The sequence below is a fragment of the Kosakonia sp. BYX6 genome (genome assembly GCF_038449125.1).
GTDB lineage: Bacteria > Pseudomonadota > Gammaproteobacteria > Enterobacterales > Enterobacteriaceae > Kosakonia > Kosakonia calanthes.
In genome coordinates this window covers 396,912-413,376 of sequence record NZ_CP151800.1, presented here as the reverse complement: position 1 = coordinate 413,376, position 16,465 = coordinate 396,912, and the positions used below count along the sequence as shown (strand labels likewise).

Here is a 16,465-nt window from a genome sequence, read left to right as displayed (position 1 = left end):
AAAAGTTTTACGTAGGGTGCTAACAATAATGAAAAAAATGACCATTGGCTTAATTGGCAATCCCAATTCCGGCAAGACCACATTATTCAATCAATTAACCGGCGCACGTCAGCGCGTGGGCAACTGGGCCGGCGTCACCGTTGAACGCAAAGAAGGCCTGTTTTCAACGACCGACCACCAGGTCACACTGGTTGACCTTCCCGGTACCTATTCGTTAACCACCATTTCTGCGCAAACCTCGCTCGACGAACAAATAGCCTGCCACTACATTTTGAGCGGCGACGCAGATCTGCTGATTAACGTCGTGGATGCGTCCAACCTGGAACGAAACCTCTACCTGACGCTGCAACTGCTGGAGCTGGGCGTTCCCTGCATTATTGCTCTCAACATGCTCGACATTGCGGAAAAGCAGAAACTCCGCATCGATATCGATGCGCTGGCTGCCCGGCTGGGTTGCCCGGTTATCCCGCTGGTTTCCACACGCGGGCGCGGAATTGAAGCATTGAAGTTGGCGATAGACCGCCATCAAACCAACAATGATGTGGAACTGGTGCATTACGCTCAGCCCCTTTCGCGCGAAGCCGACGCGCTGGCCGCGCAAATGGCTGACGATATTTCGTGGCAACAGCGCCGCTGGATGGGGCTGCAAATGCTGGAAGGCGATATTTATAGCCGCGCCAACGCCGGTATTGATGCGCCGCAACTTGCTGCCGTGCTTTCGCGTTTGCAAGCCGAAATGGACGACCCGGCGCTGCATATTGCCGATGCGCGCTACCAGTCGATTGCCGCGATTTGCGATACCGTCAGCAACACGCTTACCGCAGAGCCAAGCAAGTTCACCGCCGCCGTTGACCGCATTATCATCAACCGTTTTTTGGGTCTGCCGATTTTCCTGTTCGTCATGTATTTGATGTTCCTGTTCGCCATTAACATTGGCGGCGCGTTCTCGCCGATTTTCGATGCCGGTTCCGTGGCGATATTCATCCACGGCATTCAATGGCTTGGCTACACGCTGCACTTCCCGGAATGGTTGACGGTGTTCCTCGCGCAGGGCCTTGGCGGCGGCGTGAATACCGTGCTGCCGCTGGTGCCGCAACTGGGCATGATGTACTTGTTTATGTCGTTTCTTGAAGACTCCGGTTATATGGCGCGTGCCGCGTTTGTGATGGACAGGCTGATGCAATCGCTCGGGCTGCCGGGGAAATCGTTTGTGCCGCTGATTGTCGGTTTCGGCTGTAATGTCCCGTCGGTGATGGGCGCGCGTACGCTCGATGCGCCGCGTGAACGTCTTATCACTATCATGATGGCGCCGTTTATGTCCTGCGGCGCGCGACTGGCGATCTTCGCCGTTTTCGCGGCCGCCTTTTTCGGCCAGCAGGGCGCAGTCACGGTGTTCTCGCTGTATGTGTTAGGTATTGTGATGGCGATCTTGACCGGTCTGATGTTGAAATACACCTTGCTGCGCGGCGAAGCGTCACCGTTTGTGATGGAACTGCCGGTGTATCACGTTCCGCATCTGAAAAGCCTGCTGCTGCAAACCTGGCAGCGCCTGAAAGGCTTTGTGATCCGCGCGGGTAAAGTGATCATCATCGTCAGCATTTTCCTCAGCGCGATGAACAGTTTCTCGCTGAACGGCCGCACCGTGCACAACATCAATGAATCCGCGCTGGCCTCAATCAGCCGCGTCTTCACGCCGCTGTTAGCGCCGATTGGCGTACATGCCGATCACTGGCAAGCCACAGTAGGCCTGGTGACCGGGGCGATGGCAAAAGAGGTGGTGGTCGGCACGCTGAACACGCTCTACACCGCCGAAAACATTGCGCAAGAAGAGTTCAACCCGGCGGAATTCAGCCTGACGGATGAACTCGCCGCCGCGCTGGAAGAGACCGGCAGCAGCCTGAAAGAGACCTTCAGCCTGAGCGTACTGGCAAACCCGATTGAAGCCAGCAAAGGCGACGGCGAAATGGCAACCGGCACCATGGGCGTGATGAGCCAGAAGTTTGGCAGTGCGGCAGCCGCTTACAGCTACCTGATTTTCGTGCTGCTGTATGTGCCGTGCATTACCGCTATGGGCGCAATCGCCCGCGAATCCAGCCGGGGCTGGATGGGCTTTTCGGTGCTGTGGGGGCTGAATATCGCTTACTCGCTCTCCACGCTGTTTTATCAAACCGCGACCTTCAGCCAGCATCCGATTTACAGCCTGACCTGCATTCTGGCGGTTGTGCTGTTTAACGTGGTGGTGATTGGCCTGCTTCGCCGCGCCAGAAGCCGGGTTGATGTGAATTTGCTGGCAATGCGTAAAACCGTCGCCAGCTGCTGCGACAGCCCTGCGGGCGACTGTCACTGAGGATCAGGCTAATGGCATCGTTAATTGAGGTTCGTGATTTATTGGCATTGCAGGGGCGCATGGAGGCCAGCCAGCTCAGTGTCGCCCTGCAAACACCTAAAGCGATGATTGATGCCATGCTCGATCGCATGGAAGCGATGGGCAAAGCTGTGCGCATCCAACAAGAAGCGACCGGTTGTTTAACCGGAAGCTGTAAGCAGTGCCCGGAAGGAAAAAGCGCCTGTTTGCGTGAATGGTGGGTTTTACGTTGAGTTGAAAGCTATAACGTCGCGTTTAACGCCACCAGCGCATCACAAAACTCGGCGGGATGGGAAATAAACGGTGCATGGGCCGCTTTCGGGAAAACAACCGATTCGCTGCCCGGCCACTTCTCATCTAACAATGGAACGATTTTGCGCGGCACCAGCCCGTCGAGGCGGCCATACAGGCGCAAAAACGGCACCGCCAGCGCGCCGAGTTCTTCACGCAAATCCACGGTTTTTAGAATTTCCAACCCGCTGTTCAGCACCTCTGTCGAGGGCATATCCAGTGATAACACCGCGTTTTTTAATTGCCGCGCATCCTGACGCGCGGTTTCCGTACCCAGTGTTTGCAGCGCCAGAAAACGCTCTACGGTACGCTGAAAATCTTCGTTCAGTTGCTGCTGAAAACCCGCCAGCACGTCCGGCTTGATGCCCGCCCAATCGTCTTGCGCACTAAAACACGGCGACGAAGCGACTGTAACCAGCGCATTTACGCGTCCAGGCGCCTGCAACGCAATCTGGCTCGCGACCAGGCCACCGAGGCTCCAACCCAGCCAAATTGCCTGTTTTGGCGCCTGCGCTAACACGATGTCCGCCATCTGCTGCAATGATAACGCGCCGAACCCGGTGCTTCTGCCATACCCCGGCAGATCGACCAGATGCAGCGTAAATTGCGTACTCAGTTCCGCAATAATGCAATCCCAGACTTGGGCATTCAGTCCCCAGCCGTGCAACAGCACAAGATGAGAATTCCCTTCGCCTTTGGTTTGCCACCAGATGTCATTCATCAGTTATCGTTCTCTTCTTTCACACAAGGAGGTGCAACATGCTATCAGTGCCGGGTTTGTGCTGGCTATGCTTAATGCCGTTGATGCTGAGCCACTGGGGAATCTGTTCCGGCTGCGCGCGCGCCATCCAACTGCGCGATAAAGTTTGCCCTTTGTGCGGTTTACCGGCCGCCCGGGATGATTTGCAATGCGGGCGCTGCCTGAAAAAAGCACCGCCGTGGCATCGGTTGGTAGCGGTGAGTAGCTATGCGCCACCGCTCAGTTCGCTGGTGCATCAGTTCAAGTTTTTGCCGCGCCCGGAAATCGCACCGGCGCTGGCGCGACTGCTGCTGTTGGCGGTGTTAAACGCGCGGGGTAGAAGCGTGCAACCGCCGCCGGACATGATCCTCAGCGTACCGTTGCATTCGCGTCGCCAGTGGCGAAGAGGGTTTAATCAGAGCGATTTGTTGTGCCAGTTTCTCTCGCGTTGGTTGCAGTGCCCCTACCCGCGCAAAGCGTTGAAACGCCTGCGGGCGACGCCGATTCAGCACCATCTCAGCGCGCGGTTGCGCAAACAGAATTTGAAAAACGCCTTTCACCTTGAATTGCCGGTGGCGGGTCTCCATATCGTCGTTGTGGATGATGTCGTCACGACCGGCAGCACTGTTGCAGAGATTACCCGGCTGCTTTTACGCAGCGGCGCAGCAACTGTTCAGGTTTGGTGCCTGTGTCGAACCTTGTAGACCCTCGATGATGGGCGTATTATAACCGAGTAAAATAGTCAACTATTAGGCCATTGCTATGATCCGTATTTCCGACGCTGCCCAAGCGCACTTTGTCAAACTGCTGGCAAATCAGGAAGAAGGGACACAAATTCGCGTATTTGTGATTAACCCAGGCACGCCAAACGCTGAATGCGGTGTCTCTTATTGTCCGCCGGACGCGGTTGAAGCCACCGATACCGCGCTGAAATTTGAACAACTGGTTGCCTATGTCGATGAGCTGAGCGCGCCGTATCTGGAAGATGCGGAAATCGATTTTGTTACCGACCAACTTGGCTCTCAGCTGACGCTGAAAGCGCCGAACGCCAAAATGCGCAAAGTCTCTGACGACGCACCGCTGATGGAGCGCGTGGAGTATTTGCTGCAATCACAGATTAACCCGCAGCTGGCAGGCCATGGCGGCCGCGTAACGCTGATGGAGATCACCGAAGAAGGTTACGCCATTCTGCAATTTGGCGGCGGCTGTAACGGTTGTTCGATGGTCGATGTGACGCTGAAAGAAGGTATTGAGAAGCAACTGCTGAACGAGTTCCCGGAACTGGCAGGCGTGCGCGATCTTACCGAGCACCAGCGCGGCGAGCACTCCTACTACTAAGTATTTCCATTGCGCTGTGATTTGCCCGGTGGCGCTTCGCTTACCGGGCCTACAAGTCTCCATAGGTAGGAGCCATCCAGCAACCAAACCGCGACGCAGCGCCCACATTCAGCTTGTTACCCGTATCCTCTCCCTCATTTCTCCCGTTTTGTTAACGATTAATTTCCCTGCCTTAGTATGACGAAGGTCTCAGATCTTACATTTTGATCAACGGGGTGATTCTCTTTTCATGGATGTTACCCGTATCATCCCACCCAGCACCGACAAGATAAAAAACATCCGACTACAATTTTGAGCAATGGATGTAAGCCGTAACGGTGCCGCAGCGCGTTGTTCCCAATTGGGAGGCGGCTGCCACGAAACACTGACGTTACCCATAACAAATTAAAGGCCAGGTAAATCATGCCATTAGTCATTGTCGCTATCGGTGTTGCCCTCTTACTGTTGTTAATGATCCGTTTCAAACTGAACGGGTTTATCGCTCTTATCCTGGTGGCGCTCGCCGTCGGGATGATGCAGGGCATGCCGCTGGATGCCGTTGTCAAATCCATCAAAAATGGTGTTGGCGGAACGCTGGGAAGCCTTGCGCTGATCATGGGCTTTGGCGCCATGCTCGGCAAGCTGCTGGCGGATTGCGGCGGCGCGCAGCGTATCGCCACCACACTTATTGAAAAATTCGGTCGTAAATATATTCAATGGGCGATTGTGTTAACCGGTTTTACTGTCGGTTTCGCTCTCTTCTATGAAGTCGGTTTTGTGCTGTTGCTGCCGCTGGTCTTCACCGTTGCTGCTTCCGCGCGTATTCCGCTGCTCTATGTGGGTGTACCGATGGCGGCGGCGCTCTCTGTGACGCACGGCTTCCTGCCACCGCACCCAGGCCCGACCGCTATTGCGACCATTTTCCATGCGGATATGGGCAAAACCCTGCTGTACGGTACGCTGCTCGGGATTCCAACGGTGATCCTCGCCGGCCCGGTTTACGCACAATTCCTGAAAAGCATTGATAAACCGATTCCGGAAGGGCTGTACAACGCTAAGACCTTCAGCGAAGAAGAGATGCCGAGCTTCGGCGTCAGCGTCTGGACTTCTCTGGTGCCGGTTATCCTGATGGCTCTGCGTGCGGTCGCGGAAATGCTGCTGCCAAAAGGCCATGCGATACTGCCGTATGCAGAGTTCTTCGGCGATCCGGTGATGGCAACGATGATCGCGGTGCTGATTGCGGTGTTTACCTTCGGCCTGAATCGCGGTCGTTCCATGGACGACATCAATGACACCCTGACCAGCTCGATCAAAATCATCGCCATGATGTTGCTGATCATCGGCGGCGGCGGCGCGTTCAAGCAGGTTTTGGTTGATAGCGGCGTCGATAAATACATCGCTTCAATGATGCATTCCACCAATCTTTCCCCGCTGTTTATGGCCTGGTCTATCGCGGCCGTTCTGCGTATTGCGCTCGGTTCCGCGACCGTGGCAGCCATTACCGCAGGCGGTATCGCCGCGCCGCTGATTGCCACCACCGGTGTTAGCCCGGAGCTGATGGTTATCGCCGTGGGTTCTGGTAGCGTGATTTTCTCTCACGTAAACGATCCAGGTTTCTGGCTGTTCAAGGAGTATTTCAACCTGACTATCGGCGAAACCATGCGTTCCTGGTCAGCGCTGGAAACCATTATTTCCGTGTGTGGTTTGGTAGGTTGCTTGCTGCTGGGTATGGTGGTCTGATTTTCATATTGCCCGGTGGCACCGATTGCCTGATGGCGCTTCGCTTATCAGGCCTATGAGCCGGGCCTGCAAGTTAGTTCTACAAAAACAAATGCCCGGTTATCCGGGCATTTTTGTTAGTGTTTTCCTGCCGCTTTGCGGCGTCGGTCGAGATCTTTTATCAGCTTGTTGACCTTCTGGTCGGCAAACATTTTCTCCAGCGACACCGCGAGTTTACGCCGCCAGTTTTTATACTGATAACTGGTTCCCGGTATATTCACCGGCCCTGGCATATCCAGCCAATCTTCCGGCTGTAACCCCAGCAGCGCACTGTTGCTGTCGGCGATATACCGCTGCATCCCGCGGTTAAGCACATCCGTCATCGGCATGCGCGACGCCTTATGCCCGGCGCGTTGCGGCAGGCAACCGTACTGATGCAACGCATCCAGCAGCCCTTGTTTCGCCCGCTCGCGATCGGCGTATAACCCACGCAGAATCACGTCATCCGGGTACAAACCCAGCGTTTTGCCAAGCGTTAAATCACCGCTTTCCCAGTAACCGCGCAGGGTCGGAAGGTCATGCGTGGTGGCGACCGCCATCGACTGCGCCGGGTAAGCTTGCGGCGCACGGAAGGTTTTCTCGTGATCGCTTTCGAAATAGAGCACTTTGTAGGAGTAGACGCCGCTGCTGCGCAGCTTACCGACGATTTCCACCGGCACCGTTCCCAAATCTTCGCCAATCACCATGCACTGATGACGCTGGCTTTCCAGCGCCAAAATCGCGAGCAGATCATCCACCGGATACTGCACATAGGCACCGTGATCCGCCGTTTCACCGTAAGGGATCCACCACAGGCGCAGCATCGACATCACATGATCAATACGCAACGCGCCGCAGCTTTTCATGTTCGCCCGTAACAGGTCGACAAACGGCGCATAGGCACGCGCGCGCATGACGTGGGGATCCATCGGCGGCAATCCCCAGTTTTGCCCTAGCGGGCCAAGAATATCCGGCGGCGCACCGACGGAGGCTTTCAGGCAATAGAGTTCGCGATCGCACCAGGTTTCCGCCCCGCCTTCCGCGACACCGACCGCCAGGTCGCGATATAAGCCAATCGGCATGGCGTAGCCCTGACTGGTTTCCCAGCACTCGGCAAATTGCGTATACGCCAGCCATTGCAACCAAAGGTAGAAATCCACCTCATCGGCATGTTGCTGGCAAAAAGTGTTGACCTGCGGGCTGTCGATGGACTGATACCCTTCCGGCCACACCGGCCAGCCCCAGCGCAATTCATCTTCTTTGACCTGGCTTGCATGTAACGCATCAAACGCCGCTTGCCAGTACAGGCTCTCACCTTCCTGCTGCACAAAGGCGCGGAAAGCGCAGGCTTGTTCATCCTCCTCGCCGCGCTGGCTAAAGCGCTGCCAGGCCATACGTAACGCCGCCAGTTTCAGCGCCGTTACCGTCGAGTAATCCACCCACTCGCTGTCTCGCGCGGCGCGCAATGTTTGCTGGGTAGTTGGCAGTTGCCACCACGCCTGCGCCGCGTCGCTGTCGCGAAAATCCGCCACCGCGTTGACATCGATATAAATGATATTCAACCAACGGCGGGATGACGGGCTGTAAGGGCTGGCGCTCTCCGGGTTCGCCGGGTAGAGCGCATGAATAGGGTTGAGGCCGATAAACGCGCCACCGCGGTTTGCCACCTCGCCAAGCATCGCTTTCAGATCGCCAAAATCGCCGATGCCCCAGTTAGCTTCTGAGCGCAGGGTATAAAGCTGCACGCACGCGCCCCACAACTTTTTGCCCTCGCGCAGCGCCTGCGGTTCGTAACAACGCGCCGGGGCGATAATCACCCGGCACTGCCAGTGCTGGTTTTTTTGCGTGAGCGTCAAAGTGTGGTAGCCCAGCGCCAGCCCGGTCGGCAGTGCAATGTGGGTTCCACCGCTGACGTCGCCCTGGTGCTGTTTGCCCGCCTCGGTGGTCAGTTGCCAGTGGAAATCCCCTTTCCCGGTAACCGGTAATGGCTTTTTTTTGCCATGAATAAACACCTGCACCGTTGGCACAGGTGATGTTTTGCTCGTTACAGGGTGCATCGCGTCCAGCAAACGCTGCCGGGTTTGCGCGGTGATGGACTGCGGTTTACCGTGCGCATTGATGTAGTTCGGGCTGATCCCCGCCGCCAGCGCGGCCTGCTCCAGACGTTTACTCTGCATCGCGCTTCCTTAACGTTTTGCCTGCCAGATTCGGGTTTGATAATCGCGGATCGCGCGATCGGAGCTAAACATGCCGCAGCGGGCGGTATTCAAAATCGCCGCGCGGGTCCAGGCGTCCTGGTCGCGATACAACACATCCACCCGTTTTTGCGCGTCCACATAGGCGGCGAAATCCGCCAGCACCAGGTACGGATCGCCGCCCTGTTTGCCGATGCTGTGCAGCATCTGGTCGAATGCGTGTTTGTCGCCGTCGCTGTATTTGCCGCTCTCCAGCTCTTTCAGCACCCCATCCAGCTGCTTGTCTTTTTTGCGCCATTTCACCGGGTCGTAGCCTTTGGCTTTCAACGCTTTCACCTGCTCGACCGTGTGGCCGAAGATAAAGATATTCTCCTCGCCCACCTGTTCTGCGATTTCAACGTTGGCGCCGTCCAGCGTACCGACCGTCAGCGCGCCATTGAGCGCCAGTTTCATATTGCCGGTGCCCGAGGCTTCTTTGCCCGCCGTCGAAATTTGTTCAGAGATATCCGCCGCCGGGATCAGTTTTTCCGCCGCTGACACGCAGTAATCCGGCAAGAACACCACTTTCAGTTGGTCGCCAATCGTCGCATCGTTGTTGATCACCTCTGCCACTTTGTTGATCGCATAAATAATATTTTTCGCCAGGTAGTACCCTGGCGCGGCTTTCGCCCCGAACAGGAACACGCGCGGTACGCGGTTGGCCTGTGGGTTTTCGCGGATTTCTTTATACAGCGCGATGATGTGCAGCAAACCCAGATGCTGGCGTTTGTACTCGTGCAGGCGTTTGATTTGGATGTCAAACAGCGCCTGCGGGTTAATTTCAATGCCGGTACGCGCTTTCACAAACGCGGCCAGGCGTACTTTGTTCTGCTGTTTAATGTCGCGATATTGTTGGCGAAACGCCGCATCATCGGCGTATTTCTCAAGGTTGATTAACTGGTCGAGATCGTTGGCCCACTCTTTTTTCAGCGTCTTATCAAGCAGCGCGGCCAGCAGCGGGTTGCACTGTTTGATCCAGCGGCGCGGCGTAATGCCGTTGGTGACGTTATGGAATTTGCCCGGCCACAGTTGGTGATATTCCGGGAACAGATCTTTTACCACCAGATCTGAGTGCAGGGCGGCAACGCCGTTGACCGCAAAACCGCCGACCACGCACAGGTTCGCCATGCGCACCTGTTTGTGATGCACCACTGCCAGTTTCGCCCACACCTCTTTATCGCCCGGCCAGGTTTGCTCCACTTGCACTTTAAAGATGTCGTTAATGCGCTTGATGATTTGCAAATGGCGCGGCAACAGCGCTTTGACCAGCGATTCGTCCCAACGCTCCAGCGCTTCCGGCATCAGCGTATGGTTGGTGTACGCAAACGTACGGCTGGTAATCGCCCAGGCGTCATCCCAACGCATTTGATGTTCATCGAGCAGCACGCGCAGCAGTTCAGGAATGGCGATGGTTGGGTGCGTGTCGTTAAGCTGGATCACTTCGTAATCCGGCAACTCCGCCAGTTTGCGCCCCGCCAGGTGATGGCGACGCAGAATATCGGCCACCGAACAGGCGCACTGGAAATATTGCTGCATCAGACGCAGCTTTTTCCCGGCCTGATGGTTGTCGTTCGGATAGAGCACTTTGGTGAGTTTTTCCGCATCAATGCCGGTTTGCTCGGCGCGCAGGAAATCCCCGTCGTTGAACTTGGTCAGGTTGAAAGGATGCGCATGGGTCGCCTGCCATAAACGCAGCGGCTGCGTCACACCGTTACGGTAGCCAATGACCGGCAAATCCCAGGCCTCGCCAACCAGCGTAAATGCCGGTTGCCAGTGTCCCTCTTTACTCACTTTGCCGCCAATGCCGACCTGCACATCTAACTGTTCGTTGTGGCGAAACCACGGGTAGCTGCGACGATGCCAGTCATCCGGCGCTTCATGCTGATGCCCGTCGACAAAGGACTGGCGGAATAAACCGTATTGGTAGTTCAGACCGTAACCGGTGGCGGGCTGTCCAACGGTCGCCATCGAATCAAGGAAACAGGCCGCCAGGCGACCCAGACCGCCGTTGCCGAGCGCCGGATCGATCTCCTCTTCCAGCAGGTCGGTCAAATTGATGTCGTGCGCTTTCAGCACATCGCCCACGTCCTGATACCAGCCAAGGTTCAACAGGTTGTTGCCGGTTAAACGGCCAATCAAAAATTCCATCGAAATGTAGTTAACATGACGCTGTTTTTTGGCCGCTTTCGGCGCGGGCTGCGCAACCAGCAGTTCCGCCAGTGCGCCGCTTACTGCCTGCCACCTTTGGCGAGTTGTCATTTCCGTTGCAGCCTGAACCCCCAAACGCTGCCACTGGCGCGTGAGGGCCGCTTCAAATTGCGCTTTATCAAACGTGGGCTTTGACATAAAGAATCCGGGTCCTGTAATGAAGTAAATCGACGTTTGCGCTAGTGTGCCTGGCTCAGTGTATGACTTCCTCATCCTGCCGGGGATTAGCCGGGGAGGAGCAGCGGGGATGAGCGAAAAAGTGTGATCGCTGCCACTTAAAGGTAGCGTTTTTTTCCGATATCACGAGAGAGAAATGAAATGACGTTCCACAGAAAATTCTTTTTCGTAATGCGAAGAATAGGGGAGAAATAATATTTGTGTGCTTAAGATAAATCGCCTTTCACTATTTGTGCGATTTAACAAGCGTAATTAATTAATAACTGTTAAATACCCTTACTGTTGCATGAGTTATTATCACGCCTGCGCCGCGTAGCCCGCCATCCCTGCCTTTGCCATTTGTGGTCTTTATTTATTCGTGAAATGAGAAATGTGACATAGTGCAAATTCACAATCGTCAGATTCGGACATAACTTGCAATATTTCTTCATCTGACCGACTTTATTAGTATTAATTACGAAGCGCAAAAAAAATCGCATCTCAGTTTTTCTCACAGTGAAGTGATAACCATGTTGATTCCGTCTAAATTAAGTCGTCCGGTTCGTCTCGACCATACGGTGGTGCGTGAACGTCTACTGGCTAAACTTTCCGGTGCCAACAATTATCGGCTTGCACTGGTAACCAGCCCTGCGGGCTATGGCAAAACGACGCTTATCTCGCAATGGGCAGCCGGTAAAAATGACGTGGGTTGGTTCTCCCTTGATGAAGGCGATAACCAGCCGGAACGCTTTGCCAGTTACTTTATCGCTGCGGTTCAGCAAGCGACGGGCAGCCATTGCGTGAGCAGTGAGGTGATGGCGCAAAAACGCCAGTACGCCAGCCTGGCTTCGCTCTTTTCACAGCTCTTTGTCGAACTGACCGAATGGCAGCGCCCTCTGTACCTGGTGATTGATGATTACCACCTGGTCACTAACCCCGTTATTCACGACGCGATGCGCTTTTTTCTGCGCCATCAGCCAGAAAACCTCACCCTGATTGTGCTTTCCCGCAACTTGCCGCAATTAGGCATCGCCAATTTGCGCGTGCGCGAGCAGTTGCTGGAAGTGGGCAGCCATCAATTGGCCTTTACCCACCAGGAAGCCAAACAGTTTTTCGATTGCCGCCTTAACTCGCCCATCGAAGCGGCGGAGAGCAGCCGCCTGTGCGACGATGTCGCCGGCTGGGCGACGGCGTTGCAACTTATCGCCCTTTCCGCCCGGCAAAACCACAGCGCGCCGCATCAGTCCGCACGTCGCCTGGCGGGGATTAACGCCAGCCATCTCTCGGATTATCTGGTCGATGAAGTGCTGGATAATATCGATATCAACACTCGTCAGTTCTTGCTGAAAAGCGCGCTGTTGCGTTCGATGAATGACGCACTGATTGTCCGCGTGACCGGCGAAGAGAACGGGCAAATGCGCCTCGAAGAGATTGAACGCCAGGGTCTGTTCCTGCAACGGATGGACGACTCCGGCGAATGGTTTAGCTACCACCCGCTGTTCGGCAACTTTCTGCGCCAGCGCTGCCAGTGGGAACTGGCTACTGAACTTCCAGATATTCACCGCGCGGCGGCGGAAAGCTGGATGGCGCAAGGTTTCCCGAGCGAAGCGATTCATCACGCTTTGGCGGCGGGCGACGGCAATATGCTGCGCGATATTTTACTGCATCATGCCTGGGGGCTGTTTAACCACAGCGAACTGAGCGTGCTGGAAGAGTCCCTCAAAGCGCTGCCGTGGGAAAGCCTGCTGGAAAACCCGCGTCTGGTGCTGTTGCAAGCCTGGCTGATGCAAAGCCAGCATCGCTACAGCGAGGTGAACACGCTGCTGGCGCGCGCTGAGCAGGAGATGACCACGCAAATGGACGCCTCTTTGCACGGCGATTTTAATGCCCTGCGCGCCCAGGTGGCGATTAACGATGGCGATCCGGCGGAAGCCGAGCGGCTGGCGATGGTGGCGCTGGACGAGTTGCCGCTGGCGAATTATTACAGCCGCATTGTCGCCACCTCGGTGCATGGCGAAGTGCTGCACTGCAAAGGTGAGCTGGCGAATTCGCTGGCGGTCATGCAACAAACCGAACAGATGGCGCGTCGCCATGATGTCTGGCATTACGCGCTGTGGAGCCTGATCCAGCAGAGCGAAATTCTGTTTGCTCAAGGCTTTTTACAAGCGGCGTGGGAGATGCAGGAAAAAGCGTTTGTGCTTATCCGTGAGCAGCATCTTGAGCAGTTGCCGATGCATGAATTTTTATTGCGTATCCGTGCGCAGTTACTGTGGGCGTGGGCGCGGCTGGACGAGTCCGAAGCGGCGGCACGCCAGGGTATGGATGTGTTAGCCGCCCTTCAGCCGCAACAGCAGTTGCAATGCCTGGCGTTGGTGGTGCAAGTTTCGCTGGCGCGTGGGGATTTGGATAACGCCCGTAGCCATCTGCATCGCCTGGAAAACCTGCTGGGTAATGGCCAATATCACAGCGATTGGGTGTCGAATGCCGATAAAGTGCGGGTGATCTACTGGCAAATGACCGGTGATAAAACCGCCGCCGCGCAATGGCTGCGCCAGACGCCGAAACCGGAGTTCGCGAACAACCACTTCCTGCAAAGCCAGTGGCGGAATATTGCCCGCGCGCAAATCCTGCTGGGCGAGTTCGACCCGGCGGAAATGGTGCTGGAAGAGTTAAATGAGAATGCGCGCGGCCTGCGTTTAATGAGCGATATTAACCGCAACCTGTTGCTGTTGAACCAACTTTACTGGCACGCCGGGCGCAAGAACGACGCTCAGCGCGTGCTGCTCGAAGCGTTACAGCTTGCCAACCGCACCGGGTTTATCAGCCATTTTGTGATTGAAGGCGAACCGATGGCGCAACAGTTGCGCCAGCTTATTCAGCTCAACACGCTGCCAGAACTGGATCAGCACCGCGCGCAGCGCATTCTGCGCGACATTAACCAGCATCATCGCCACAAGTTTGCCCATTTTGATGAGAACTTTGTCGAACGGCTGCTGGCGAACCCTGAAGTACCGGAACTGATTCGCACCAGCCCGCTGACGCAGCGCGAGTGGCAGGTGTTGGGGCTTATCTATTCCGGCTACAGCAATGAACAGATCGCCGGGGAGCTGGCCGTCGCGGCGACGACCATCAAAACGCATATCCGCAACCTGTATCAGAAACTCGGCGTTGCCCATCGCCAGGATGCGGTACAGCATGCGCAGCAGTTGTTGAAAATCATGGGCTACGGCGTGTGATTGCCGCTTAACACAGCTCCAGGTGCACATTGTTACTGGTGATCACCTGCATCACCCCGACGGGCGGCATGATGTCGGTATACACCGCGTCAACCAGGCCAATGCTGCCCATGTTCACCATCGCGTTACGGCCAAACTTCGAGTGATCCACCACCAGCATCACGTGACGCGAGTTTTCAATGATCGCGCGCTTGGTGCGCACTTCGTGGTAGTCAAACTCCAGCAGCGAACCATCGGCGTCGATGCCGCTGATGCCGAGAATGCCAAAATCAAGGCGGAACTGAGAGATAAAATCGAGGGTCGCTTCGCCGACAATTCCGCCGTCGCGACTGCGTAATTCGCCGCCCGCCAGAATGACGCGAAAATCCACTTTCTTCATTAAGGTGTTCGCGACGTTCAGGTTGTTGGTGACGATGCGCAAATCGCTGTGGTTGAGCAGCGCGTGGGCGACCGCTTCCGGCGTGGTGCCGATATCAATAAACAGCGTAGCGCCATTGGGGATTTGCTCCGCGACTTTGCGGGCAATGCGCTCTTTTTCCACCGTCAGTGTCGATTTACGATCGTGCCAGGAGGTGTTCTCCGAGCTGGACGGCAACGCTGCGCCGCCGTGGTGACGTAAAATTTTGTTCTGATCCGCCAGATCATTCAGATCGCGACGAATAGTCTGCGGGCTAACGGAAAATTGTTCGACCAGCTCTTCGGTACTGACATATCCCTGTTGTTTAACCAGTTCAATAATCGCGTCATGACGCTGTGTTTGTTTCATGAATTATCCCTGGAAAATTATGTTCGTTTTCGCACATTCTGCGTATCCACCAGCGCCATCGCCAGGCCAATCACCAGCCCTGCCGTATGCGCGCCGTTGGCAATGGCGAAGCCGGTCAAGCCGAACCATTCCGCCACCATCAACAACACCGTAAAGATAAACAGCCCATTCGGTAACGCGACTTGCGGCTCAGGATCGCGCACACCGCGCAACCAGACATAACCAATCAGCGCGTAAACCACGCCGGATAAGCCGCCGAACCAGGGGCCGGTAAGTTTGTGCTGCACAAAACCACTTAACAACGCGCTGATAAGCGTAATCACCACCAGTTTGCCGGTGCCGAGCCGCTTTTCAACCGCGCCGCCAAGATACCACCACCAGAAAAGGTTGAAGATAATATGCACCAGCGAAAAATGCATTACCGCATGTGTGAAGTAACGCCAGACTTCGAACTGCACACTGGCGTCCCACGGCCAGGCAAGCCAGGCCATCACGGTTTGATCGCCGATAACGCTCATCACCACAAACACAAAGATGCACAGCGCGGCCATCAACAACGTTAACGGCCCACCGCGTTCGCGCACGGCCGCCATTAACGGAAAACGGCGATATTGCAGGCCGCTGTCGGTTTGCCCGGATTGCCAGCTTGCCGCGAAGTAACGCGGGTCAGCAGGGTTTTCCATAAAGCGCGCTAATTCGCTGCGCACGCGGTCGATCTGGCTGTCATCTGCCAGCCAGATGTCGCTTTGTTCATGATGTTGAATGGTCAGGATAACGCCCTGAGTTTGCATATAATCGACAAACGCCTGGGCGACGCGGGGGTTAGCAAAAGAGGTAATCATCATCATGACAGGCGTCGCTTAATCCATACAAAGAGGGACAGTATAACGGAGACAGGCGCTCTGCCTAAAGTGTGCCGTGCGCCACTTCCGCCGGGAAATGGCGATGCCACGCATCGAAGCCGCCATCGACGCTGTAAACCTGGTCGTAACCCTGTTGCAGCAGATATTGCGCGGCACCTTTACTGCTGTTGCCGTGATAGCACATCACCATCACCGGTTTGTCGAAATCGTTATCGCGCATAAACGCGCCCAGCGTGTCGTTGGTTAAATGAAACGCGCCCGGCGTATGGCCCATCGCGAAGCTTTGCGGATCGCGAATATCCACCAGCACGGCCTGCTGCTGATGCAATTTCTGATGGGTTTCTTCTACGTTAATGCACTCAAAGTGATCCATGGCGTTCTCTTTATTAATACGGGTAAGGGCAATTCTGCCGACAAGTGTACGTCGTGACGGCAGTGAAACGCCATTATGTTATGCATATCACTCTAAATTGTTTTTTTGATGTTACCAAAAGCGCGTTCCTTTGCTATTATGAGCGATATCGAACATTTT

Annotated in this window: 12 protein-coding genes; 6 read left to right on the top strand and 6 right to left on the bottom strand. The window is 55.5% G+C overall.

Going from position 1 to position 16,465, the window contains the following annotated elements; all coding sequences use genetic code 11:
* The first annotated feature begins 28 nt into the window (after nucleotides 1-28).
* Together feoB and feoC are read left to right on the top strand one after the other, a co-directional pair.
* A complete protein-coding gene (gene feoB / locus AAEY27_RS01715; RefSeq protein ID WP_342323244.1) occupies nucleotides 29-2,347 on the top strand; it encodes a Fe(2+) transporter permease subunit FeoB in 2,319 nt (772 codons plus the stop codon).
* Between the two features lie 11 nt (nucleotides 2,348-2,358).
* Complete coding sequence (gene feoC / locus AAEY27_RS01710; RefSeq protein ID WP_342323243.1) at nucleotides 2,359-2,598, top strand: [Fe-S]-dependent transcriptional repressor FeoC; 240 nt, start codon at nucleotides 2,359-2,361, stop codon at nucleotides 2,596-2,598.
* Between the two features lie 8 nt (nucleotides 2,599-2,606).
* Here feoC and bioH read toward each other — a convergent pair whose 3' ends face one another.
* Nucleotides 2,607-3,377 carry a pimeloyl-ACP methyl ester esterase BioH gene (gene bioH / locus AAEY27_RS01705; RefSeq protein ID WP_342323242.1) on the bottom strand — a complete coding sequence of 257 codons (771 nt, stop codon included), beginning with the start codon at nucleotides 3,375-3,377 and terminating at the stop codon, nucleotides 2,607-2,609.
* Between the two features lie 38 nt (nucleotides 3,378-3,415).
* Here bioH and gntX point away from each other — a divergent pair, with 38 nt between their 5' ends.
* The 3 genes from gntX (at nucleotide 3,416) to gntT (ending at nucleotide 6,452) form a co-directional block, all read left to right on the top strand.
* A complete protein-coding gene (gene gntX / locus AAEY27_RS01700) occupies nucleotides 3,416-4,099 on the top strand; it encodes a DNA utilization protein GntX (protein WP_342323241.1) in 684 nt (227 codons plus the stop codon).
* Between the two features lie 58 nt (nucleotides 4,100-4,157).
* Complete coding sequence (nfuA, locus tag AAEY27_RS01695; RefSeq protein ID WP_342323240.1) at nucleotides 4,158-4,733, top strand: Fe-S biogenesis protein NfuA; 576 nt, start codon at nucleotides 4,158-4,160, stop codon at nucleotides 4,731-4,733.
* 402 nt (nucleotides 4,734-5,135) lie between these two features.
* Nucleotides 5,136-6,452 carry a gluconate transporter gene (gene gntT / locus AAEY27_RS01690; protein WP_342323239.1) on the top strand — a complete coding sequence of 439 codons (1,317 nt, stop codon included), beginning with the start codon at nucleotides 5,136-5,138 and terminating at the stop codon, nucleotides 6,450-6,452.
* A gap of 116 nt (nucleotides 6,453-6,568) precedes the next feature.
* On the opposite strand, the gene malQ is transcribed toward gntT, so the two are convergent.
* Both malQ and malP read right to left on the bottom strand, forming a co-directional pair.
* Nucleotides 6,569-8,647, bottom strand: coding sequence for a 4-alpha-glucanotransferase (gene malQ / locus AAEY27_RS01685; RefSeq protein ID WP_342323238.1), 2,079 nt, complete (start codon nucleotides 8,645-8,647; stop codon nucleotides 6,569-6,571).
* A gap of 9 nt (nucleotides 8,648-8,656) precedes the next feature.
* Complete coding sequence (gene malP / locus AAEY27_RS01680; RefSeq protein WP_342323237.1) at nucleotides 8,657-11,050, bottom strand: maltodextrin phosphorylase; 2,394 nt, start codon at nucleotides 11,048-11,050, stop codon at nucleotides 8,657-8,659.
* 548 nt (nucleotides 11,051-11,598) lie between these two features.
* Here malP and malT point away from each other — a divergent pair.
* On the top strand, nucleotides 11,599-14,304 hold the full coding sequence (gene malT, locus AAEY27_RS01675) for an HTH-type transcriptional regulator MalT (protein ID WP_342323236.1): 2,706 nt from the start codon (nucleotides 11,599-11,601) through the stop codon (nucleotides 14,302-14,304).
* Nucleotides 14,305-14,311: 7 nt separating this feature from the next.
* Here malT and AAEY27_RS01670 read toward each other — a convergent pair whose 3' ends face one another.
* From AAEY27_RS01670 to glpE, 3 genes are read right to left on the bottom strand one after another with little or no spacing between them, the layout of a single operon-like run.
* Nucleotides 14,312-15,070, bottom strand: a complete 759-nt coding sequence (locus AAEY27_RS01670; RefSeq protein WP_342323235.1) for a DeoR/GlpR family transcriptional regulator — start codon at nucleotides 15,068-15,070, stop codon at nucleotides 14,312-14,314.
* A gap of 17 nt (nucleotides 15,071-15,087) precedes the next feature.
* Nucleotides 15,088-15,918 (bottom strand): rhomboid family intramembrane serine protease GlpG, encoded by an 831-nt coding sequence (gene glpG / locus AAEY27_RS01665; protein ID WP_342323234.1) that lies wholly within the window; start codon nucleotides 15,916-15,918, stop codon nucleotides 15,088-15,090.
* 58 nt (nucleotides 15,919-15,976) lie between these two features.
* The gene (glpE, locus tag AAEY27_RS01660) at nucleotides 15,977-16,306 is read right to left on the bottom strand and encodes a thiosulfate sulfurtransferase GlpE (protein ID WP_342323233.1); all 330 of its coding nucleotides are present in this window, start codon (nucleotides 16,304-16,306) and stop codon (nucleotides 15,977-15,979) included.
* Nucleotides 16,307-16,465 lie beyond the last annotated feature (159 nt).

Excerpts from the sequence above, each read along its gene's own strand:
- AAEY27_RS01670 (WP_342323235.1), bottom strand. The coding sequence starts at position 15,070 with ATGAAACAAACACAGCGTCATGACGCGATTATTGAACTGGTTAAACAA.
- malQ (WP_342323238.1), bottom strand. The coding sequence starts at position 8,647 with ATGCAGAGTAAACGTCTGGAGCAGGCCGCGCTGGCGGCGGGGATCAGC.
- nfuA (WP_342323240.1), top strand. The coding sequence starts at position 4,158 with ATGATCCGTATTTCCGACGCTGCCCAAGCGCACTTTGTCAAACTGCTG.
- malT (WP_342323236.1), top strand. The coding sequence starts at position 11,599 with ATGTTGATTCCGTCTAAATTAAGTCGTCCGGTTCGTCTCGACCATACG.
- gntT (WP_342323239.1), top strand. The coding sequence starts at position 5,136 with ATGCCATTAGTCATTGTCGCTATCGGTGTTGCCCTCTTACTGTTGTTA.
- glpE (WP_342323233.1), bottom strand. The coding sequence starts at position 16,306 with ATGGATCACTTTGAGTGCATTAACGTAGAAGAAACCCATCAGAAATTG.
- feoB (WP_342323244.1), top strand. The coding sequence starts at position 29 with ATGAAAAAAATGACCATTGGCTTAATTGGCAATCCCAATTCCGGCAAG.
- feoC (WP_342323243.1), top strand. The coding sequence starts at position 2,359 with ATGGCATCGTTAATTGAGGTTCGTGATTTATTGGCATTGCAGGGGCGC.
- glpG (WP_342323234.1), bottom strand. The coding sequence starts at position 15,918 with ATGATGATGATTACCTCTTTTGCTAACCCCCGCGTCGCCCAGGCGTTT.
- gntX (WP_342323241.1), top strand. The coding sequence starts at position 3,416 with ATGCTATCAGTGCCGGGTTTGTGCTGGCTATGCTTAATGCCGTTGATG.
- bioH (WP_342323242.1), bottom strand. The coding sequence starts at position 3,377 with ATGAATGACATCTGGTGGCAAACCAAAGGCGAAGGGAATTCTCATCTT.
- malP (WP_342323237.1), bottom strand. The coding sequence starts at position 11,050 with ATGTCAAAGCCCACGTTTGATAAAGCGCAATTTGAAGCGGCCCTCACG.